The organism is Candidatus Kosakonia sp. 282A-S69 (assembly GCF_029433855.1).
Classification (GTDB): domain Bacteria; phylum Pseudomonadota; class Gammaproteobacteria; order Enterobacterales; family Enterobacteriaceae; genus Kosakonia; species Kosakonia cowanii_A.
Genome location: NZ_JAROAU010000003.1, coordinates 2,384,491 through 2,406,474, shown reverse-complemented (window position 1 = coordinate 2,406,474; position 21,984 = coordinate 2,384,491). Strand labels below are relative to the sequence as shown.

Below are 21,984 nucleotides of genomic sequence, written 5' to 3'. Positions count from 1 at the left end.
GCCGCTTCCACATCCTGACCCATAAGGGGAGCCAGCTCCCCTTTATGCTTAAGCTTTTGTAAAAGCAAACCCACCCGCGAAATCGATGGCTAACCTTTATCCAGGCTTACCGCTTAATAAAGGAGTGCCGTATGCGTCGTCTTCCTCTGTGCTTACTTTTCCTCTCAACCTCTGTGCTCGCCGCTCCGGCTGCGGTCAACGTGGATGTCCTGCAAACAAAACTCGATCACCCCTGGGCACTGGCTTTTTTACCTGATGACGGCGGAATGCTGATCACCCTGCGCGGCGGCGAACTGCGCCACTGGCAGGCGGGTAAAGGGCTTTCCGATCCGATAAGCGGCGTGCCAAAAGTGTGGGCGCAGGGGCAGGGGGGCTTGCTGGATGTGGCGCTGGCACCCGATTTTGCCTCATCAAGGCGCGTGTGGCTGAGCTATGCCGAAGCGGGAGAGGATGGCAAAGCGGGGACCGCTGTCGGCTTCGGTCGCCTGAGCGACGATGGTAAGCAACTCGAGCAGTTCCAGACCGTTTTCCGCCAGCAGCCAAAACTCTCGACCGGTAATCACTTCGGCGGCCGGATGGTGTTTGATGGCAAAGGTTATCTGTGGATAGCGCTGGGTGAGAATAATCAGCGCCCGACCGCGCAGGAGCTGGATAAGCTGCAGGGCAAGCTGGTTCGGCTGACGGATCAGGGTAAAGTGCCGGAGGATAATCCCTTTGCAGGCAAGCAGGGCGCCCGGCCGGAGATCTGGTCTTACGGCATTCGCAACCCGCAGGGGATGGCGATCAACCCGTGGAGCCAGGCGCTGTGGCTGAATGAGCATGGCCCGCGCGGTGGGGATGAGATCAACGTGCCTGAAAAGGGTAAAAACTACGGCTGGCCGATTGCCACCTGGGGGATCAACTACAGCGGAACGAAGATCCCGGAAGCGAAAGGCGGCATTGTCGACGGAACCGAGCAGCCGATCTTTTACTGGAAAGTCTCCCCGGCGGTCAGCGGCATGGCCTTTTACAATGCAGATACCTTTAAGCAGTGGCAGAACAAGCTCTTTATCGGCGCGCTGAAGGATAAGGATGTGATTGTGATGAGCGTCGATGGCAACAAGGTGAGCGAAGATGGCCGCATTCTTGGCGATCGCAATCACCGCATCCGCGACGTGCGCGTCGGGCCGGATGGGTATCTGTATGTCTTAACCGACGAGAGCAACGGTGAGTTGTGGAAGGTGAGTCCGGCATCGTAATCGCGCCGTGTTAGTGCCGAATGGTGCGCAGTTATCCGGTTTAGGCCAGGTGGGGTTTGTCTTGCCGGATGGCGGCTGCGCCTTATCCGGCCTACGCGTGCACCATGCTTTTGTAGGCCGGATAAGCGCCAGCGCCATCCGGCAATCAAGCCATCACGTCACCGGGATCATCACGTTATGGCGAAACGCCGGGCGCTCGCAAAGCTGCGCGTACCAGCGCTGCAGATGCGGGTGCGGCGCCCAGCTGAGGCCGGGGATATTGAACAGGTTATAGACGAACGGTGCGACGGCGATATCGCCACAGCCAAACGCTTCGCCCGAGAGCCATGGCGTTGTTGCCAGCTCATTATCAAGCAGCTGTAAGGCAGCATCGAGCGCCTCTTTTGACGACGCAATCACCGCATGATCGCGCTTTTCTGCTGCAGTTCGCACCAGGTTCATCAGCAGTGGGCTATGTCTGGGGGCCAGCATACTCAGCGACCAGTCCATCCACTTATCCCCCTGCGCCCGCGCGACAGGCGACTCCAGCCACAGCCGGCTCTGTCCATACTGCGCGGCCAGGTAGCGAACAATGGTGTTCGATTCCCACAGCACGGCTCCGGTTTCGTCGTCGCGCAACAGCGGCACCAGCCCGTTAGGGTTCATCGCCAGGTACTCTGGATCGTGATTAACGCCAAACTCCCGGCCCGCCAGAATATGCTCATACGGCAGCTCCAGTTCATCCAGCAGCCAGCGCACTTTTTTGACATTCGTCGAATTATTCCGTCCCCACAGCGTGATCATTTTTACCCCTGTGCAAAAGTGTGTTTCAGTGAATCTATCGTGAGCGAAACTTAACGTTCTGGCAACGGCTTAGAAAAATAATGCACAACAGGCGCGCAACAGGCTGTTATTGCGTAAACTTTAAAAACTTTACCCAGTAGCGGTTTTTTTCGTTTCGTTTGTGCGTTATTACTCACCGTTTGTTACGGCACGGTGATGTGACGTTTTATTGAAAGGATACTCGGGTGGCTTATATGACGCAGTTCTCTCTATCCCTTCGCGGCCTGGCAGCAGGCTCCGCGCTGTTGTTTCTCTTCTCCCCTTCGTTATATGCAGTAGAACAAACGCCTGCCGCGCCCCCGGTCGATGCCCGCGCGTGGATCCTGATGGATTACGCCAGCGGCAAAGTGCTGGCCGAGGGCAACGCCGATGAAAAACTCGACCCTGCCAGCCTGACCAAACTGATGACCAGCTATGTGGTCGGCCAGGCGCTGAAAGCGGGGAAAATCCACCTGACCGATACCGTCACCGTTGGCAAAGATGCGTGGGCGACCGGCAACCCGGTGCTGCGCGGCTCGTCACTGATGTTCCTGAAACCGGGCGATCAGGTTTCGGTGGCGGATTTGAATAAAGGGGTCATTATTCAGTCCGGAAATGATGCCAGCATCGCCATCGCCGATTATGTGGCGGGCAGCCAGGACTCATTCGTCAGCCTGATGAACAGCTATGCGCAAAAGCTCGGGCTGACCAATACCACGTTCAAAACCGTCCACGGGCTCGATGCGCCGGGTCAGTTCAGCACCGCGCGCGATATGGCGCTACTCGGCAAAGCGCTGATCCACGACGTGCCGGACGAGTACGCGATCCATAAAGAGAAAGAGTTCACCTTTAATAAGATCCGCCAGCCTAACCGCAACCGTCTGCTGTGGAGCACCAGCATGAACGTGGACGGCATGAAAACGGGTACTACCGAGGGGGCAGGCTACAACCTCGTCGCCTCGGCCACCCAGGGCGACATGCGCTTGATCTCCGTGGTGCTGGGGGCGAAAACCGACCGCATCCGCTTTAACGAGTCAGAAAAACTGCTCACCTGGGGTTTCCGCTTTTTTGAAACGGTGACGCCGGTGAAACCTGACGCCACCTTTGTCAGCCAGCGCGTCTGGTTTGGCAACAGCAGCGAAGTGAAGCTCGGTGCAGGCGAAGCGGGATCGATCACCATTCCCAAAGGGCAGTTTAAAAACCTGAAAGCGAGCTTCACCCTCAACCAGCCGGAGCTTGAAGCGCCGCTGAAGAAGGGGCAGGTGGTGGGCACCATCAACTTCCAGCTGAATGATAAAACCATTGAGCAGCGCCCGCTGGTGGTGATGGAAGCGGTGAATGAAGCGGGCTTCGTTGGGCGGATGTGGGATTTTGTCCTGCTGAAGTTCCACCAGTGGTTTGGTAGCTGGTTCTCATAACTGCGGGTGACCGTGCCCGACGGGCGCGGTCAGTAGAGAAGGGTGATCTGCTCTTTTTTCGCCGCGCTGACCAGGCCATCATCCGGTCGGCGGTCGCTGACAATCACGTCGAAACGGTTCAACGCGCCCATGCAGGCCGGGCGCACTTTGCCGAATTTGCTGTGATCAACCACCAGCACATGACGTTGCGCACTGTTCATCGCCCACTGTTTTACCGGCAGCTCTTCAAGATTAAAGCAGGTTGCGCCCTGCTCCGTGTGCACGCCTGCCGCGGAGTAGAAAGCGATGTCCGGGCGCAGGTTGCTCAGGGTTTCGTTAAAGTTCAGCGGCTTGAAAATGGCGTTGCTGGCGTGAAATTCGCCGCCGCTGAGAATGGCGCGGCACAGCGGTTTCTCCTGCAGCGCCAGAAAGGTGTTCAGCGAGTAGCAGACCGCAGTGAAGGGCAGATCCTGAGGCAGCGCGTCGATGATCCACGGCGTGGTGGTGCCGCAGTCAAAAAACGCCATCTGGTGCGGTTGCAGCAGCGCGGCGGCGAGCTTTGCCGCGCGGCGCTTCTCCTCGACGAGGCGGTTTTTCTGATCGCTTAACAGATAGTGGCTGGCTGAGCGCGGCTCAAGCACAATATAGCCGCCGAGCAGCACTACCGGGGCGCTGTTGGCGCTGAGATCGCGACGAATGGTCATTTCAGAAACGCCAAGCAGGCCGGCTGCCTCTTTCAGATGCAGCTTATCGCTGCGCTTGAGCGCCGCCAGCAGCTGGTTGATCCGCTCGTCACGTTTTGTTTCCATAATTCACCCGAATAAAAGAAGCCCCGCATAAGCGGGGCCCTTATCTTACCTGCGCCCTGGCGCTTAGTCACGCACCCAGCCGCGGCGGATCGGGAAGGCAAAACAGAGGCGATAGATCTGCTGTGCGGTGTGATAAATCTTCTCGCCGAAGGCCTGCCACAGAATTTGCGCGCTCAGACAGCCGCAGATGCCGACCAGCAAGCCGCCGAGCATATCCAGCGGCCAGTGGACGCCGAGGTAAACGCGCGACCAGGCGATGGCCAGCGCGGTTACCATCAGGGCTGCGCCGGACCAGAGGCGGTGCCAGGCAAGAAAGGCGACGGCAAAGGTGAAGATCACTGTACCGTGATCGCTCGGGAAGGAGTCATCCGCCGAGTGCGGCAGGAAGTTATAGCCGACATGATCGACAAAAGGCCTGTCGTGCGGAAAGGTATGGCCTAAAATCCATGAGAGCGAGAGGCTGACGAGGATCGCCAGCGCCACTTTGATCACCAGCTGACGCTGAGCGCTGACCTGGCTGCGCGGCCCCCACAACCACAGCCCAACGGCCAGCAGCGGCACAATATTGATCAGATCTTTGGCAACAAAATGGGCAACGGTCAGGAGCCAGGCGGGCGAGTCGGGCGTGGCGTTAATCCAGTAGAACAGGGTGTGATTCAGGCTCTCTAACATAGACAGGTTACTCTTTGATGACAGTCCGGATTGATCAAAGCGCTCACCATAAAAGCGGTGCGGCACAGGGTAAAGGGGTTTTGTCTTACTCCCCGGAGAGTTAGACAATTCCTGGTACTGAGCGTACGCCCTGTCACTTAAGCAAACCTTAAACGAGTGAATAAGTGCTTTATCTGTTTTTACGGGAGAATTCACTACCGTCGCGCGGTGGCTTTGATTACACTCTGCGCGATTTTTCAAAGGAAGAGATTGCATGCAAAACCATACCCTTTCCGGCCAACGTCTGGGACGACGGGCGCTGTTATTCCCCCTCTGTCTGGTGCTTTACGAATTCTCCACCTATATCGGCAACGATATGATCCAGCCCGGTATGCTAACGGTGGTCGAGCAATATAACGCGGGCATTGAGTGGGTACCGACCTCAATGACCGCCTACCTGGCGGGCGGCATGTTTTTACAGTGGCTGTTAGGGCCGCTCTCCGATCGCATCGGTCGTCGCCCGGTGATGCTGACCGGCGTGGTGTGGTTTATTGTCACCTGCCTGGCGACGCTGCTGGCGCAGAACATTGAGCAGTTCACCCTGCTGCGCTTTTTACAGGGCATCAGCCTCTGCTTTATTGGCGCCGTGGGGTACGCGGCGATTCAGGAGTCGTTTGAGGAGGCGGTCTGTATCAAGATCACCGCCCTGATGGCCAACGTCGCGCTGATTGCGCCACTACTTGGCCCGCTGGTGGGCGCAGCGTGGGTGCATGCCGCCCCGTGGGAGGGGATGTTCGTCCTCTTTGCCATGCTGGCAGCTTTCTCCTTCTTCGGGTTACAACGGGCGATGCCGGAGACCGCTACCCGGCTTGGCGAAAAGCTCTCGTTTAAATCTCTATGGCACGACTATCTCGAGGTGCTGAAGAACGTGCGCTTTGTTGCCGGTGCGCTGGCCATCGGCTTTGTCAGCCTGCCGCTGCTGGCGTGGATTGCCCAGTCGCCGATTATTATCATCAGCGGCGAGCAGCTCAGCAGCTACGAGTATGGCCTGTTGCAGGTGCCGATTTTCGGCGCGCTGATTATTGGTAACCTGGTGCTGGCGCGCCTGACCTCGCGGCGTACCGTGCGCGCGCTGATCATTCTTGGCGGTTGGCCGATTGTTGCTGGCCTGCTGCTGGCGGCGGTTGCCACCGTCGCCTCATCCCACGCCTATTTGTGGATGACGGCCGGGTTAAGCGTTTACGCCTTCGGGATTGGCCTTGCCAACGCCGGGCTGGTGCGCCTGACGCTGTTTGCCAGCGAGATGAGCAAAGGGACGGTGTCGGCGGCGATGGGTATGCTGCAGATGTTTATCTTCACCGTCGGCATTGAGGTCAGTAAGCATGCCTGGCTGCTCGGCGGCAACGGGCTGTTTAGCCTGTTCAACCTGCTGAACGGGCTTATCTGGCTGGGGCTGATGGTGGTGTTTCTGCGCGATAAGCGCATGGGGAATTCGCTGGAGGGATAAGGCGGCAGCCCGCTGGCTGCCGCCCCAATGTTAGCCGGGTTCTGCCTGTGCTTGCGGTTCCGGTTTTGCCACCGCGCGCGCCACCAGCGCGGCAATGAGCACCAGGCCAAGCACCACCAGCATCGCGCTGCGCAATCCATAGTGCTCGCCGAGGAAGCCGAGCAGCGGCGGGCCCACGAGGAAGGCGAGGTACCCGGTTGTTGCCACCACGCTGACGCGCGTCGCGGCATCCGGCCCGGTATCGCTGGCCGCCGAGATGGTCAGCGGGAAGCCGAGCGACGCGCCTAATCCCCACAAAATGACCGAGAAGCCCGCCACCCAGGCGCTGTCGACAAAAATAATCAGGCCGATGCCCAGCGCGCCCATTATCGCGCTGGCACGCACTACCGCGACGCGGCTGTAGCGGTCAATAAACCACCCGCCGCAGAAGCGTCCGGTGGTCATACCGAGGGTAAAACCGGTGTAGATCAGCGAACCGGACGTCGGGCTAAAGCCGTGACCATCCACCATCAGCAGCGGCAACCAGTCATTGGCAGAGCCTTCAGCAAACGCCATCGCCAGCACCACCACGCCAATCAACAGCAGCTGCGTATCGCGCCAGAAGGGCATCCCTTTTTCACGCCTGGCGTGCTCTTCGGCGCTGTTTTGCCCGGTACCCTCCGGCACGGCGGAGATCGCCAGCATGATTGGCACAATCGCCGCCAGCGCCGCCAGCAGAATGTGCAGGTTTGCGCTGATGCCGAGGGCGGTTAACGACATCCCAACCCCTGCGCCAACCAGCGTACCCAGGCTGTAAAAGCCGTGCATCATCGGCAGCACGGTTTTGTTCATCTCCTGCTCAACCACCGCGCCCTCGATATTCATCGCCACTTCGCCCGCGCCCAGGCTGCCGCCAAAGCAGGCCAGACCAACGGCGAAGAGCAGCGGTGAGGCGAACCACAGGGCGATACTTAAAATCACCATCCCGAGCACCGAGAAGGACATGCTGGCGCGGATCACCTTGCGCGCCCCGAAACGCTTCACCAGCCATGCTGATGAGAGAATGCCGCTCATCGACCCAACCGACAGACCAAACAGCACCGCGCCCATTTCAGCTGTCGAGACTGAGAGAACGTCGCGTATCGCCGGCGTACGCGACGCCCATGAGGCCATTAATAATCCGGGGAGAAAAAAGAAGGTGAACAGCGCCCATAGGCGATGGCGCAGGGCTTTTCGGGAGGCGTTTTCAGTCATAGATTCACATCAAAAAAAGTAAGGTGAAGTAACACTAGCATTTTTTGCGTCACTCAGGCGTTGTTATGCCAGAAGAGAAGGGCAGATAAGAAAGTTTTTCACTCTCTGCGCTATTGGTGGCAGGATGTTCGCCTCTCGGGTCGCTAAGGCCCTTTTTTATGAACTAAGCAACACGAGACAGGCAGATAAGGGATGATTATCAACACGGTAATGTGGTTAGCGTCAACGGCGGCGCTCTTTGCGTGGGTCTTCAAGGTCACCCTTAAAAACACCTTTAAAACGAATGCGAAATACTTCGGGATATTTATTGTGGTGCATCTGGCGCTCAATATCGGCGCGATGGCGCTAACCCAACACGGGGTTGTGCTGGTTAAACATCACTCCAGCCTGCTGATACTTGAGAGCATGAGGCTATTTCTTAAGGTGTACATGGTGCTGATGACGATAATGGGGCTCAGTTTTTTCATTGCGCTCAGCGGCAAAGGCGTTGAGCGAATGACTCACTTTCATAAAACTTATAATGCAGACAATTTACACCGTAAGCCCATGCAGTTTTACCTGCGCAACCAGTCAGGGATTGTCAAAATCTATCGTTGGGGTTTTTTGATAGGTGGAACTTATGTGTTGTGGGCGCTCTGGTTCAGGATAAATTTTTGAAAAGAGTGGCTTTAATAAAGAGATGCAGGGTGATGGGCAACAAAAAACCCATCAACCTTGAACCTAAGCGGCGGGGTTGATGGGCTCCACAATCGGGGGACATCAAAGAAAAGCAGTGGCACTAGTTATGACTGACACCCCATAAAAAAGTTCTGCCTATAAGCGAAATATTTCTTAGCTTCGGAGTTATCCGAGCCCCGGCCAGATAATGATGATCAATGTCCCGGCAAGGGTAAGCAGCACGTTAGCGATGGCGTAGGTACCGGCATAGCCCAGCGCGGGAATATTGCTGCGCGCGGTATCGCTGATGATCTCCATTGCCGGTGCGCAGGTGCGCGCGCCCATCATCGCGCCGAAGAGCAGGGCGCGGTTCATTTTCAGCACGTAGGCGCCAAACAGGAAGCAGATCAGCACCGGCACCAGGCTGACAAGCAATCCGGCGATCAACATCTGCCCGCCCACAACGCCAAGACCATTGCCGATGCCGCTCCCGGCGCTTAACCCGACTCCGGCCATAAATACCATCAGGCCGAACTCTTTCACCATCATCAGCGCGCCCTGCGGGATGTAACCAAACGTCGGATGGTTCGCGCGCAGGAAGCCGAGCATGATACCGGCAAAGAGCAGGCCGGCAGCATTACCAACGCCGAAGCTGAATGAACTGAACTGGAAGGTGATCATGCCGATCATCAGGCCGACAATAAAGAAGGCGCAGAAGGCGAGCAGGTCGGTCACCTGGCTGTGAATAGAGATAAAGCCGATGCGGTCAGCGATGGTTTTCACGCGCCGCGCATCGCCGCTCACCTGCAGCACGTCCCCTTTGTTGAGCACGATATTGTCGTCGATCGGCATCTCAATCTGGCTGCGGATCACGCGGTTGAGGAAGCAGCCGTGATCGGTCAGCTTCAGCTGCGCCAGGCGGCGGCCGACCACATTGTGGTTTTTCACCACCACCTCTTCGGTGACGATGCGCATATCCAGCAGGTCACGGTCGAACACCTCTTTACCGTTGCGGAAGCTCGGGTCGAGCCGCGCGTGGGCATCCGGGTAGCCGACCAGTGAGATCTCATCACCCATCTGCAACACCGCATCTCCGTCCGGGTTGGCGAGAATACCGTTGCGGCGAATACGCTCGATGTAGCAGCCGGTCTGGCGGTAGATCCCCAGCTCGCGCAGGTTTTTGCCATCCGCCCAGGCCACCAGCTCCGGCCCGACGCGATAGGCGCGGATCACCGGCAGGTAGACTTTACGGTGCGCATCGGTATCCAGCCCGCGCTCACGGGCGATCTGCTGGGCGCTGGTCTGCAAATCCTGATGCTGCAGCTTTGGTAAGTAGCGCGCGCCGAAAATGAGGCTCACCAGCCCAATCAGATAGGTTAAGGCGTAGCCGAGGCTGAGGTTGTCCAGCGCACTGGCGAGCTGGCTGCTCTCCATGCCGGTGTGGCGCAGTGTGTCACCCGCACCGACCAGAACCGGCGTCGAGGTCATCGAGCCGGCGAGCATCCCGGCGGTCAAGCCGATATCCCAGCCAAAAAGTTTGCCGAGACCGAGCGCAATTAACAGCGCGCTGCCGACTAATACCAGCGCCAGCATCAGATAATTCTTGCCGTCGCGAAAAAAAATTGAGAAAAAGTTAGGTCCGGCTTCAACGCCAACGCAAAAAATAAACAGCATAAAGCCGAGGTTCAGGGCATCGGTGTTAATGCTGAAATGTTGCTGGCCTAATAATAAAGAAACGACTAAAACGCCAATGGAATTACCCAGTTGGATAGATCCCAGTCGTAATTTTCCAAGGCAAAGCCCAAGCGCCAGAACCACAAACAATAACAGTATGTAATTCCCATTTAACAAATCTGCGACGTTTATATTCACGGAGTCTAACTTCTTGTTTACTTGTAAGCTGTTGATAGAAATGGTGATTTGAGCTAGTGTTTTGCCTATGCGCTGGCGGATGAATAAAAGCCGTGCAACACCAGACACCCCGCACAAAACATAAACTGGCCGTTAGTTTAATCTCATTGGATAACAACGGCTAGTGACAATCGTCCGTTTGCACGGGTGCCATTCAGGCAATAATTGCCGCAACGCTTTATCCGTCCGACATTCTTTAAAACGGTGTAAACGTCGATAGAGAAAAAGTCAGGAGGCGTGTTTGAAGAACAGGCGTAGTTGGTTCGGCGTTATCTGCTGTGGTCTCCTTTTTATCGCAATTTGTCTTACTCTGGTAATGAATATGCAGGGCAAATTGCCCGCGCCTGGCGCTCCGGCGACCGGTTTGCTGCTCTTTACCCTGCCGGGGATCCTTGGCGGCCTGGTTTCCCGTCGTCGTCGTGCCATCGTGCCGCTGGTGGGCGCGCTGCTGGCAGCCCCCCTTTGTTATATTTTGATTCATATTTTATTCACCCCGGTACGCACCTTCTGGCAGGAGGTGGCCTGGCTCTTCAGCGCGATGTTCTGGTGCGGCCTCGGCGGCCTTGGCTGCGATTTCGTTCACCGCATTGTGCGCGCCCGCAGGCGCATCTGATCAGAACTTCGCAACTTCCGCTTACAACGAGCGCAGCGGCTTAGCCTATACTGAACAACTTGTTTAACTGGGGGATTATTCAACATGACACCTACTATTGAATTGCTGTGCGCCCATCGTTCCATTCGCCACTTTACCGATGAGCCGATTACGGACGCACAGCGCGAGGCGATTATCGCCAGCGCACAGGCGGCATCGACCTCCAGCTTTTTGCAGTGCAGCTCCATTATCCGCATCACCGATCCCGCTATGCGCGAAAAGCTGGTGACGTTAGCGGGCGGACAGCCGCATATCGCGCAGGCGGCCGAGTTCTGGATCTTCTGCGCCGATTTTCACCGCAACTTTGAGATCTGCCCGGAAGCGAAACCGGGGCTGGCGGAGCAACTGCTACTCGGCGTAGTCGATACGGCAATCATGGGGCAAAACGCCTTTACCGCGGCGGAGTCGCTGGGGCTGGGCGGCGTCTATATTGGCGGCATTCGTAACAATATCGAAGCGGTCGGCGAACTGCTGCGCATTCCGCAGCAGGTGCTGCCGCTGTTTGGCCTCTGCCTCGGCTGGCCTGCCGATAATCCGGATATCAAACCGCGTATGCCGGCTTCGATGCTGGTGCATGAGAACCACTACCAGCCGCTGGATAAAGAGAAACTGGCAGAGTATGACGCCCAGCTGGAGCACTACTATATGACGCGCGACAGCAATAAACGCCGCGATAACTGGAGCGATCATATCCGTCGCACCATTATTAAAGAGAGCCGTCCGTTTATCCTCGACTATTTGCATAAACAGGGCTGGGCAACGCGCTAATTCCCGTTCATCCTGCCCCGCGCTGCGTGTATGATACGCAGGCTTTTAACTGGTCTTCTGCGTGAGGTGCAGGGTGAAAATAGCCGTATTATCCCGGGATGGAACGCTTTACTCCTGTAAACGCCTGCGTGAAGCCGCTGTGCAGCGTGGGCACCAGATTGAGATCCTCGATCCACTCTCCTGTTATATGAACATCACCCCGGCCGCCTCCTCGATTCACTACAAAGGCCGCCAGCTTCCCCATTTTGATGCGGTGATCCCGCGAATCGGTTCGGCCATCACCTTTTATGGCACCGCCGCGCTGCGCCAGTTTGAGATCCTCGGCAGCTACCCGCTCAATGAATCGGTGGCGATTACCCGCGCCCGCGACAAGCTGCGCTCCCTGCAACTGCTGGCGCGCCAGGGGATCGATCTGCCGATTACCGGCATTGCCCACTCGCCCGATGACACCAGCGATCTGATCGATATGGTCGGCGGCGCGCCGCTGGTAGTGAAGCTGGTTGAGGGGACTCAAGGGATCGGCGTGGTGCTGGCGGAGACACGCCAGGCGGCAGAGAGCGTAATTGACGCGTTTCGCGGCCTCAACGCCCATATTCTGGTGCAGGAGTTTATTGAGGAAGCGAAAGGGTGCGACATCCGCTGTCTGGTGATCGGCAACGAAGTGGTGGCGGCGATTGAACGCCGGGCGAAAGCGGGGGATTTCCGCTCCAATTTGCACCGCGGCGGGCAGGCGACCGTAGTCGAGATCACGCCGCGCGAGCGGGAGATCGCGCTGGCAGCGGCGCATACGCTCGGGCTGGATGTTGCCGGGGTCGATATTTTGCGCGCTAACCGCGGCCCGCTGGTGATGGAAGTCAACGCCTCGCCGGGGCTGGAAGGGATCGAAAAAGCCACCGGGCTGGATATTGCCGGGCGAATGATCCACTGGATCGAGCGCCAGGCGATGCCAGGCTTCTGCCTGAAAACCGGCGGCTAGGAGGATTTTCCTCCCCGAGCATGGTACGGCAACCGCTTTTTGCGTAAGCTATGGGCAATTTTTTTCCCAACAGAGCACGTTTTCTATGGATTCACTGGTCGTCCCCGGTCTGGACACGCTTCGCCAATGGCTTGATCAGCTCAGCATTAACTTCTTTGAGTGCGACACCTGCCAGGCGCTGCACCTGCCGCATATGCAGAATTTTGACGGCGTGTTCGATGCAAAAGTCGACCTGGTCAATGATGTCTTGCTCTTTACCGCCATGGCAGAAGTGAAACCCTCCGCGCTGCTGGCGCTGGCGGCGGATCTCTCGGCGATCAACGCCAGCTCTCTCACCGTCAAAGCCTTCCTCGATATGCAGGATGATAATCTGCCGAAGCTGGTGGTGTGTCAGACGCTCAGCATCGGTCCCGGCATCGCCTTTGAGCAGTTCGCGTGGTTTATGCGCCAGAGTGAAGAGCAGGTCTCAATGGTGATTATGGAAGCCAACGCGCACCAGCTGCTGTTCACGCCGGGTGAGGACGATCTGCTGGCTGGCGGCGAAGAGCCGAACAATTTTCTTCACTGATTCCTGCCTCGATTAGCGCAGCCGCTGCCACGGTGGCTGCGTAGCCACATCTTTTATTCTGCTTTTAACCTTTCTTTAAAGAATGATTCACCACCATTCCTCGCCTTCTGGCTTATCCCATAGAGACTTATTGCATAAAAAATTGATAAAAGGCGGTTTTTTATCTGCCCTATAGCCTCAAACCCTGGCTACAGTTATTCTTGCGCTGCTTTAAAAAGCATGCGGCGTCTGCCGGAGCACTTTTGCTCTCCGGCGCAGAGCAGAGTGACAAACTATGCATGAATCTTGCATATCCCAGAAAGCGTAGATTTAGTTCGTAGCTTAACGAGCTTTCCAGAAGGAATGAGATATGAGTGCCTCAAGAAAAAAATGGGTATCGGGTCTTGTTGCGGGTGCGTTAATGGCTCTCTCAGCCAGCACGCTCGCCGCCGGGCAAAAGACGCTGCATGTGTATAACTGGTCTGACTATATTGCGCCGGACACCGTCGCGAATTTTGAGAAAGAGACCGGCATTAAAGTGGTTTACGACGTATTCGACTCCAACGAAGTGCTGGAGGGCAAATTAATGGCCGGCAGCACCGGTTTCGATCTGGTGGTGCCTTCCGCCAGTTTCCTTGAACGCCAGCTGTCGGCGGGCGTCTTCCAGCCGCTCGATAAGAGTAAGCTGCCGAACTGGAAAAACCTCGATCCGGAAGTGTTGAAGATGGTCGCGAAACACGACCCGGATAACAAATACGCTTTCCCCTACCTGTGGGCGACCACCGGTATTGGCTATAACGTCGATAAAGTGAAAGCGGTGCTCGGCAAAGATGTGCCGATCGATAGCTGGGATGTCGTGCTGAAACCGGAAAACCTCGAGAAGCTGAAGAGCTGCGGCGTCTCCTTCCTTGATGCGCCGGAAGAGATTTTCGCCACCGTGCTGAACTACCTCGGCAAAGATCCCAACAGTACCAAAGCAGATGATTACACCGGCCCGGCAACAGACCTGCTGCTGAAGCTGCGTCCGAACATCCGCTATTTCCACTCTTCGCAATACATTAACGATCTCGCCAACGGCGATATCTGTGTGGCCATTGGCTGGGCGGGCGACGTCTGGCAGGCAGCGAACCGTGCGAAAGAGGCGAAGAACGGCGTTAATATCAATTACATCATTCCGAAGGAGGGGGCGCTGGCCTTCTTTGACGTCTTCGCCATGCCGAAAGATGCCAAAAATACCGATGAAGCTTACCAGTTCCTCAACTACCTGATGCGTCCGGACGTGATGGCGCACATCAGCGACCACGTCTACTACGCGAACGGCAACAAGGCTTCTGTGCCGCTGATCAGCGAAGAGGTGCGTAACAACCCGGCGATCTTCCCGCCGCCGGATGTCTTCGCCAAGCTCTTCACCCTGAAAGTGCAGGAGCCGAAAATCGACCGCGTACGAACCCGCGCCTGGACGAAAGTCAAAAGCGGTAAATAAATCAATCACCTGACTGGTGAAAGCGCTGCACCGCGCCGGTGCAGCCGCCCCAAAACGGGACAGCGGGCGCACCTGCTGTCCCGTCATCTGTACGACAACCTGTTGAAGCAGGGTGATGCTTATGCCGGAGAGCACCGCAGTGAATGACGCTATTCCCCGCCCGCAGACGAAGAGCCGCAAGGTTCTGACGCCGCTGCTGGAGATCCGTAACCTGACAAAATCCTTCGACGGCCAGCACGCCGTGGATGATGTCAGCCTGACTATCTACAAAGGCGAAATCTTTGCCCTGCTCGGCGCATCGGGCTGTGGCAAATCGACGCTGCTGCGCATGCTGGCAGGCTTTGAGCAGCCGACCCACGGGCAGATTATGCTCGACGGCGTCGACCTGGCCCATGTACCGCCTTACCTGCGCCCGATCAATATGATGTTCCAGTCCTACGCGCTCTTCCCGCACATGACCGTTGAGCAGAATATCGCTTTCGGCCTGAAGCAGGACAAGCTGCCGAAAGCGGAGATCGCCAGCCGCGTCGCCGAAATGCTGCACCTGGTGCACATGAGCGAGTATGCCAAACGCAAACCGCACCAGCTCTCTGGCGGTCAGCGTCAGCGTGTGGCGCTGGCGCGCAGCCTCGCCAAACGGCCGAAACTCCTGCTGCTTGATGAGCCAATGGGCGCGCTGGATAAAAAACTGCGCGACCGCATGCAGCTGGAAGTGGTCGATATTCTTGAGCGCGTCGGCGTCACCTGCGTGATGGTGACCCACGATCAGGAAGAGGCGATGACCATGGCCGGGCGTATCGCCATTATGAACCGCGGCAAATTTGTGCAGATTGGCGAGCCGGAAGAGATTTATGAGCATCCGACCACTCGCTACAGCGCCGAGTTTATCGGCTCGGTCAATGTCTTCGAAGGGTTGCTAAAAGATCGTCAGGAGGATGGCCTGGTCATTGAATCGCCTGGACTGGTGCATCCGCTGAAAGTCGACCCCGATGCCTCGGTGGTGGATAACGTGCCGGTCTACGTGGCGCTGCGCCCGGAGAAGATCATGCTGTGCGACGATCCGCCGGCTGATGGCTACAACTTTGCCGTCGGCGAAGTGGTGCATATTGCTTACCTTGGCGATCTGTCGATTTATCACGTGCGGTTGCAGAGCGGGCAGATGATCAGCGCCCAGCTGCAAAACGCGCATCGCTACCGCAAAGGCGCGCCAACATGGGGCGATGAAGTGCGTCTCTGCTGGGATGCCGACAGTTGTGTGGTTCTGACGGTTTAAGGAGCGGCGATGAGTACACTCGAGCCACCGGCCCGCGTAACAAAACCGGGCGGTTTAAGACTGTGGCTGGCGCGCCTGCAAATGCGCCACGGGCGCAAGCTGGTGATTGCGCTGCCCTATATCTGGCTGATGCTGCTGTTTCTGCTGCCGTTTTTGATCGTCTTCAAAATCAGCCTTGCGGAGATGGCGCGTCAAATCCCACCCTATACCGATCTGCTGGAGTGGGCCGACGGGCAGCTAACGATTACGCTTAATCTCGGCAACTTCCTGCAACTGACCGACGATCCCCTCTATATCGAGGCTTATTTGCAGTCGCTGCAGGTTGCGGGCATTTCGACAATCTGCTGTTTACTGCTTGGCTACCCGCTGGCGTGGGCGGTGGCGCACAGTAAGCCGTCGACGCGTAATATCCTGCTGCTGCTGGTGATTCTGCCGTCGTGGACCTCGTTTCTGATCCGCGTCTACGCCTGGATGGGGATCCTGAAAAACAACGGCGTGCTGAACAACTTTCTGCTCTGGCTGGGGGTTATCGATCAGCCGCTGACCATTCTGCATACCAATCTTGCGGTCTATATCGGCATTGTGTATGCCTATCTGCCCTTTATGGTGCTGCCGATCTACACCGCGCTGACGCGTATCGACTACTCGCTGGTGGAAGCGTCCCTCGATCTCGGCGCGCGTCCGCTGAAAACCTTCTTCAGCGTCATCGTGCCGCTGACCAAAGGGGGGATTATCGCCGGTTCGATGCTGGTGTTTATTCCCGCGGTGGGTGAGTTTGTCATCCCGGAACTGCTCGGCGGGCCGGATAGCATCATGATTGGCCGCGTACTGTGGCAGGAGTTCTTTAACAACCGCGACTGGCCGGTGGCCTCGGCGGTAGCGGTGATCATGTTGCTGCTGTTGATTGTGCCGATCATGTGGTTCCACAAACATCAGCAGAAACAGACGGGGGAGCAGGCATGAACAATTTACCGGTAGTGCGTTCGCCCTGGCGCATCCTGATCCTGGTGATTGGCTTCACCTTTCTTTATGCCCCGATGTTGATGCTGGTGGTCTACTCTTTTAACAGCTCGAAGCTGGTAACGGTGTGGGCAGGGTGGTCAACGCGCTGGTACAGCGAGCTGTTTCACGATGACGCGATGATGAGCGCGGTGGGCTTGAGCCTGACGATTGCCGCCTGTGCAGCGACGATGGCGGTGATCCTGGGCACCATTGCGGCGGTGGTGATGGTGCGCTTTGGCCGCTTTCGCGGCGCTAACGGCTTCGCTTTTATGATCACCGCGCCGCTGGTGATGCCGGATGTGATCACCGGCCTGTCGCTGCTGCTGCTGTTTGTTGCCCTGGCGCACGCCATTGGCTGGCCGGCGGATCGCGGCATGCTCACCATCTGGCTGGCGCACGTTACCTTCTGTACCGCCTATGTGGCGGTGGTAATCTCCTCGCGGCTGCGTGAGCTGGATCGCTCGATTGAAGAGGCGGCGATGGATCTGGGCGCAACACCGCTGAAGGTCTTCTTTGTCATCACGCTGCCGATGATCATGCCGGCGATTGTCTCCGGCTGGCTGCTGGCCTTTACCCTGTCGCTGGATGACCTGGTGATCGCCAGTTTTGTCTCGGGTCCCGGTGCGACGACGCTGCCGATGCTGGTCTTCTCCAGCGTACGCATGGGGGTCAACCCGGAGATCAACGCCCTGGCGTCGATTATTCTCGGTGTGGTGGGGATTGTCGGTCTTATCGCCTGGTTCCTGATGGCGAGAGCGGAAAAGCAGCGCCAGCGTGATATCCAGCGTGCAAGACAGGGCTGAACTCATTAGAATCTGCAAATTGTGTCGTTGATGCCGCGCTTGCGCGGCATTTTTCACAGGGAAATCATGGAATTGGGGTTCTTCAACAAAACCACGCATCATGCGACGTTGAACGTACCGGCGCTGGTTCAGGTGGCGGCTATCGCCATCATTACGATTCGTTGTGTCGACGTGCTGATGATCATGAACCTGCTTGGCTGGCGCGGGCTGCTCGACTTTGTGCACCGCAGCGCCCAGACCTGGAGCCTGACGCTCATTTTCCTGGGCAGCCTGATGCTGGTCTTTATCGAGATCCTCTGCGCCTTCTCGGTGGTGAAAGGGCGGCGCTGGGCGCGCTGGCTCTATCTGTTGACGCAACTCACCTCGACCGCTTACTTGTGGGCCGCCTCACTGGGCTATGGCTACCCGGAACTCTTCAGCATCGCTGGCAGTTCGCGGCGGGAGATCTTCCACTCCCTGATGATGCAAAAGCTGCCCGATCTGCTGGTGCTGTTCCTGCTCTTTGTGCCGACGCCGAGCCGACGCTTTTTCCGTCTGCAATAACGGTGGTACAATCCCGCCCCCGCAAATTGAAAGGCTTTATCTATGCAGTGCACTCTCTTCGATGCTGGTCGCTGCCGCTCCTGTGAGTGGATCGACCAGCCCCTCCCGTTGCAACTCTCCGCGAAGATGGATCATCTGCGCGCGCTGCTTGCCCCTTTTGCGGTGGAGTCATGGTGCGATCCGGTGAGCGGCCCGGAGCAGGGCTTTCGTAATAAAGCCAAAATGGTGGTCAGCGGCAGCGTTGAAAAACCGCTGCTCGGCATGCTACACCGCGACGGTACGCCGGAAGATCTTACCGCCTGCCCGCTCTATCCTGAGACCTTCGCCCCGGTATTTGCCGCCCTGAAACCCTTTATCGCCCGCGCCGGGTTAACGCCCTATAACGTGGCGCGCAAACGCGGTGAACTGAAATACCTCCTGTTGACCGAAAGCCAGCTCGATGGCGGCATGATGCTGCGTTTTGTGCTGCGCTCTGAGGCGAAAGTTGAGCAGCTGCGCGCCGCGCTGCCAGCGCTGCAGGCGCAGCTGCCGCAACTGAAGGTGATCTCGGTAAATATCCAGCCGGTGCATATGGCAATCATGGAGGGGGAGAAGGAGATCTTTCTCACCGACCAGCAGGCGCTGGCGGAGAACTTTAACGGCGTACCGCTCGCTATCCGCCCGCTGAGCTTTTTTCAGACCAACCCGGCAGTCGCCAGCCAGCTCTACGCCACGGCGCGCGACTGGGTGCGCCAGCTCCCGGTCAGCCACATGTGGGATCTCTTCTGTGGCGTCGGCGGCTTTGGCCTGCACTGTGCCACGCCGGAGATGAAGTTGACCGGGATTGAGATCGCGCCCGAAGCGATCGCCTGTGCGACCCAATCCGCTGAGGCGCTGGGGCTGCACAACCTCCATTTTCAGGCGCTCGATTCCACCCGTTTCGCCACCGCGCAAGAGTCGGCGCCGGATCTGGTGCTGGTCAACCCGCCCCGGCGTGGTATTGGCGCAGAGCTGTGTGCCTACCTGAGCCGCATGGCGCCGCCGTGGATCATCTACTCCAGCTGCAATGCGCAGACGATGGCGAAGGACTTTGCCGCCCTTGCGGATTATCGCGTCGCGCGCGTGCAACTGTTTGATATGTTTCCGCATACTGCCCATTATGAAGTGCTTACGCTGCTTATCAGGCGTTAATTCTCCCGCTTAAACGCCATTTGGCATGACGAAATACTGACTTTTTTCCCCACAGGCGCGTTTTTTGTACCAGGCTTAAGCCCAAAGAGACGCGAACAGTGTGGGGCAATATGAAAGAGCAAAAACAATCAACGGTGGGGATCGCGCCATACGGCGGCTCTGCGGGTGGCTGGGGCGCGTTAAAAGCGGTGGCTGATGCACTGCGTGGTCAGATGTCTGTTAAGCAGGATGTGATTGCGTTATTTAAAGTTAACCAGCCGCAGGGCTTTGACTGCCCTGGCTGCGCATGGCCAGATCCGCAGCACACCTCCTCATTTGAGTTTTGTGAGAACGGTGCCAAGGCTGTCTCCTGGGAGGCGACCAGCAAACGTGCGACGCCGGAGTTCTTCGCCGCGCATACCGTCAGTGAACTGTGGCAGCGCAACGCTTTTGAACTGGAAGGCGAGGGGCGCTTAACCCACCCGATGAAATATGACGCTGAGAGCGATACTTACCGTCCGATTGAGTGGGAGACCGCGTTTCAGGAGATTGGCGCGCTGCTGCAAAGCTATGACGATCCCAACAGCGTGGAGTTTTACACCTCAGGCCGCGCCTCCAACGAAGCGGCATTTCTCTGGCAACTCTTTGCCCGCGAATATGGCACCAACAACTTCCCCGACTGCTCAAATATGTGTCATGAACCGACCAGCGTCGGGCTGCCGGAGTCAATTGGCGTTGGCAAAGGTACCGTCGAGCTGGAGGATTTTGACCACTGTGACCTGGTGCTCTGCATCGGCCATAACCCCGGCACTAACCACCCGCGTATGCTCGGTACGCTGCGGGAAGTGTCAAAACGCGGTGCAACCATTGTCGCCATTAACCCGCTGCGCGAGCGTGGCCTTGAGCGCTTTACCTCGCCGCAAAGCCCGATAGAGATGCTGGCCCTCAGCTCCACCAAACTGGCTTCGACCTACTACAAAGTGCGCGTCGGCGGCGATGCGGCAATGCTGAAAGGCGTAATGAAGATCCTGTTGTCGATGCATGAGCAGGCGCTGGCGAACGGTGAACCGGGCGTAATTGATGAGGTGTTTATTCGCCAGCACACGCAGGGCTTCGCGGAGCTGAAAGCCGATCTCGACGCCACTGAGTGGGACCATATCCTGAAAGTTTCCGGCATGGAGCGCGAGGAGATCCAGAATATCGCCCGGCTCTACGCCGAGTCTGAACGCACCATTATCTGCTACGGCATGGGCATTACCCAGCATCAGTACGGCACGCAAAACGTGCAGCAGATCGCCAACCTGTTACTGCTGCGCGGCAATATCGGTAAAAAAGGGGCGGGCATCTGCCCGTTGCGCGGCCACTCCAATGTGCAGGGCGACCGCACCGTGGGCATCACCGAAATTCCCTCTGCCGAGTTTCTTGATAACCTCGAACGGGTGTTTGGTTTTACACCGCCGCGTGAGCATGGGCACGGCGCGGTGGCCGCCATTCAGGCGATGCGCGACGGCAAAGTGAATGCACTGCTCTGCCTGGGCGGGAACCTGGCTGAAGCGATCTCCGATCCGCAAACCACCTTCCCGGCGATGCGCAAGCTCGATCTGGTGGTGCATATGGCGACCAAGCTGAACCGCTCCCATCTGCTGCTCGGCAAACACAACTACCTCTTCCCGGTGATTGGGCGGACCGAAACCGATGAGCAGGCCTCCGGGGCGCAGAGCGTGACGGTGGAGGATTCGATGTCGATGGTGCACGCCTCGCGCGGATCGCTCAACCCGGCGTCGCCACACCTGAAGTCGGAGCCGGCGCTGGTAGCGGCGCTTGCCAAAGCGACGCTGCCGCAAACGGTGGTGAACTGGGACAGAATGGTTAACGACTACAGCAACATTCGCGACGCCATCGAAGCGGTCTTCCCGGCCTTTGCCAGGTTTAATGAACGGATCAAACAACCGGGCGGCTTCCGCCTGCGCAACGCTGCCTCCGAGCGGGAGTGGCACACGCCGTCGGGCTTTGCCGAGTTTAAAGTGATGCAGGGGATTAACGAGGATCCGCGCTCCCTGAAGTGTCACGACCTGGTGCTCACCACCCTGCGCAGCCACGATCAGTACAACACCACGCTTTACGGGCTGAATGACCGCTATCGCGGTGTGACCGGGCGGCGCGACGTGCTGTTTATCAATGCCGATGAGGCGGAGCGTCGTGAGCTGCGCGTCGGCGATCAGGTGAATGTGGTGGCGCTCGATCCCGAAGGGAACCCCACCTCGCGGCGGATGGATAACCTCACCGTTGTGGTGATCGATATGGCACCCGGCTCGGTGGGAGCCTACTACCCGGAGGCAAATATTCTCGTGCCGCTGGACAGCCACGACACCAAAAGCGGCATCCCGGCCTATAAAAGCATTCCGATTGCGATGGAGCGCGTTGAAACGCCGGTCGCCACCTCGGGCGCACGGCGTTAAATGCGAAACCCGTAGGCCTGATACGCGAAGCGCCATCGGGCATTGGTGCGAGGAGTGATTGCCGGATGGCGGCTGATGCCCTATCCGGCCTACAAAACCGTACTATGTTGGCCTGATAGGCGAAG

20 protein-coding genes are annotated in these 21,984 nt (G+C 57.7%); 15 read left to right on the top strand and 5 right to left on the bottom strand.

Translation table 11 applies throughout. The features are described 5' to 3' along the window. Window positions 1–131 precede the first annotated feature (131 nt). The gene (locus PU683_RS17070; protein WP_277173552.1) at window positions 132–1,238 is read left to right on the top strand and encodes a PQQ-dependent sugar dehydrogenase; all 1,107 of its coding nucleotides are present in this window, start codon (window positions 132–134) and stop codon (window positions 1,236–1,238) included. A 153-nt stretch (window positions 1,239–1,391) separates the two neighbouring features. Here PU683_RS17070 and PU683_RS17065 read toward each other — a convergent pair whose 3' ends face one another. After that, complete coding sequence (locus PU683_RS17065; protein ID WP_277173550.1) at window positions 1,392–2,021, bottom strand: glutathione S-transferase family protein; 630 nt, start codon at window positions 2,019–2,021, stop codon at window positions 1,392–1,394. 233 nt (window positions 2,022–2,254) lie between these two features. Here PU683_RS17065 and dacC point away from each other — a divergent pair, with 233 nt between their 5' ends. Further along, window positions 2,255–3,457: a serine-type D-Ala-D-Ala carboxypeptidase gene (dacC, locus tag PU683_RS17060; protein WP_277173548.1), complete on the top strand. Its 1,203-nt coding sequence runs from the start codon at window positions 2,255–2,257 to the stop codon at window positions 3,455–3,457. Window positions 3,458–3,486: 29 nt separating this feature from the next. On the opposite strand, the gene deoR is transcribed toward dacC, so the two are convergent. Together deoR and ybjG are read right to left on the bottom strand one after the other, a co-directional pair. Further along, the gene (gene deoR / locus PU683_RS17055; protein WP_277173546.1) at window positions 3,487–4,245 is read right to left on the bottom strand and encodes a DNA-binding transcriptional repressor DeoR; all 759 of its coding nucleotides are present in this window, start codon (window positions 4,243–4,245) and stop codon (window positions 3,487–3,489) included. A 63-nt stretch (window positions 4,246–4,308) separates the two neighbouring features. Then, window positions 4,309–4,917 (bottom strand): undecaprenyl-diphosphate phosphatase, encoded by a 609-nt coding sequence (gene ybjG, locus PU683_RS17050; RefSeq protein ID WP_277173544.1) that lies wholly within the window; start codon window positions 4,915–4,917, stop codon window positions 4,309–4,311. A 253-nt stretch (window positions 4,918–5,170) separates the two neighbouring features. Between ybjG and PU683_RS17045 the strand changes: the two genes are divergently transcribed. Next, window positions 5,171–6,403, top strand: a complete 1,233-nt coding sequence (locus tag PU683_RS17045) for an MFS transporter (protein ID WP_277173542.1) — start codon at window positions 5,171–5,173, stop codon at window positions 6,401–6,403. Between the two features lie 30 nt (window positions 6,404–6,433). On the opposite strand, the gene PU683_RS17040 is transcribed toward PU683_RS17045, so the two are convergent. After that, window positions 6,434–7,636 (bottom strand): MFS transporter, encoded by a 1,203-nt coding sequence (locus PU683_RS17040; protein ID WP_277173540.1) that lies wholly within the window; start codon window positions 7,634–7,636, stop codon window positions 6,434–6,436. Window positions 7,637–7,828: 192 nt separating this feature from the next. Between PU683_RS17040 and PU683_RS17035 the strand changes: the two genes are divergently transcribed. Further along, complete coding sequence (locus tag PU683_RS17035) at window positions 7,829–8,293, top strand: hypothetical protein (RefSeq protein ID WP_277173538.1); 465 nt, start codon at window positions 7,829–7,831, stop codon at window positions 8,291–8,293. A 186-nt stretch (window positions 8,294–8,479) separates the two neighbouring features. On the opposite strand, the gene PU683_RS17030 is transcribed toward PU683_RS17035, so the two are convergent. Beyond that, complete coding sequence (locus tag PU683_RS17030; RefSeq protein ID WP_277173536.1) at window positions 8,480–10,165, bottom strand: aspartate:alanine antiporter; 1,686 nt, start codon at window positions 10,163–10,165, stop codon at window positions 8,480–8,482. A 280-nt stretch (window positions 10,166–10,445) separates the two neighbouring features. Between PU683_RS17030 and ybjM the strand changes: the two genes are divergently transcribed. The 11 genes from ybjM (at window position 10,446) to PU683_RS16975 (ending at window position 21,859) form a co-directional block, all read left to right on the top strand. Next, window positions 10,446–10,817: an inner membrane protein YbjM gene (ybjM, locus tag PU683_RS17025; protein WP_277173534.1), complete on the top strand. Its 372-nt coding sequence runs from the start codon at window positions 10,446–10,448 to the stop codon at window positions 10,815–10,817. Window positions 10,818–10,901: 84 nt separating this feature from the next. Next, window positions 10,902–11,624, top strand: coding sequence for an oxygen-insensitive NADPH nitroreductase (nfsA, locus tag PU683_RS17020; protein ID WP_277173532.1), 723 nt, complete (start codon window positions 10,902–10,904; stop codon window positions 11,622–11,624). A gap of 73 nt (window positions 11,625–11,697) precedes the next feature. Next, complete coding sequence (gene rimK / locus PU683_RS17015) at window positions 11,698–12,600, top strand: 30S ribosomal protein S6--L-glutamate ligase (RefSeq protein WP_277173530.1); 903 nt, start codon at window positions 11,698–11,700, stop codon at window positions 12,598–12,600. Window positions 12,601–12,685: 85 nt separating this feature from the next. Then, window positions 12,686–13,168, top strand: coding sequence for a type III secretion system chaperone family protein (locus PU683_RS17010; RefSeq protein ID WP_277173528.1), 483 nt, complete (start codon window positions 12,686–12,688; stop codon window positions 13,166–13,168). A gap of 349 nt (window positions 13,169–13,517) precedes the next feature. Continuing rightward, window positions 13,518–14,630, top strand: a complete 1,113-nt coding sequence (gene potF, locus PU683_RS17005) for a spermidine/putrescine ABC transporter substrate-binding protein PotF (protein ID WP_124968921.1) — start codon at window positions 13,518–13,520, stop codon at window positions 14,628–14,630. Window positions 14,631–14,769: 139 nt separating this feature from the next. Next, entirely contained in the window at window positions 14,770–15,903 is a 1,134-nt protein-coding gene (gene potG / locus PU683_RS17000) for a putrescine ABC transporter ATP-binding subunit PotG (protein ID WP_277174320.1), read from the top strand. Window positions 15,904–15,912: 9 nt separating this feature from the next. Continuing rightward, window positions 15,913–16,866 carry a putrescine ABC transporter permease PotH gene (potH, locus tag PU683_RS16995; protein WP_277173526.1) on the top strand — a complete coding sequence of 318 codons (954 nt, stop codon included), beginning with the start codon at window positions 15,913–15,915 and terminating at the stop codon, window positions 16,864–16,866. Continuing rightward, window positions 16,863–17,708: a putrescine ABC transporter permease PotI gene (gene potI, locus PU683_RS16990; RefSeq protein WP_277173524.1), complete on the top strand. Its 846-nt coding sequence runs from the start codon at window positions 16,863–16,865 to the stop codon at window positions 17,706–17,708. Before potH ends, potI begins: the two co-directional genes overlap by 4 nt. A gap of 66 nt (window positions 17,709–17,774) precedes the next feature. Beyond that, window positions 17,775–18,251: a YbjO family protein gene (locus PU683_RS16985; protein ID WP_277173522.1), complete on the top strand. Its 477-nt coding sequence runs from the start codon at window positions 17,775–17,777 to the stop codon at window positions 18,249–18,251. A 42-nt stretch (window positions 18,252–18,293) separates the two neighbouring features. Beyond that, entirely contained in the window at window positions 18,294–19,421 is a 1,128-nt protein-coding gene (rlmC, locus tag PU683_RS16980) for a 23S rRNA (uracil(747)-C(5))-methyltransferase RlmC (RefSeq protein ID WP_277173520.1), read from the top strand. Between the two features lie 110 nt (window positions 19,422–19,531). Then, entirely contained in the window at window positions 19,532–21,859 is a 2,328-nt protein-coding gene (locus PU683_RS16975; RefSeq protein ID WP_277173518.1) for an FdhF/YdeP family oxidoreductase, read from the top strand. Window positions 21,860–21,984: the final 125 nt, after the last annotated feature.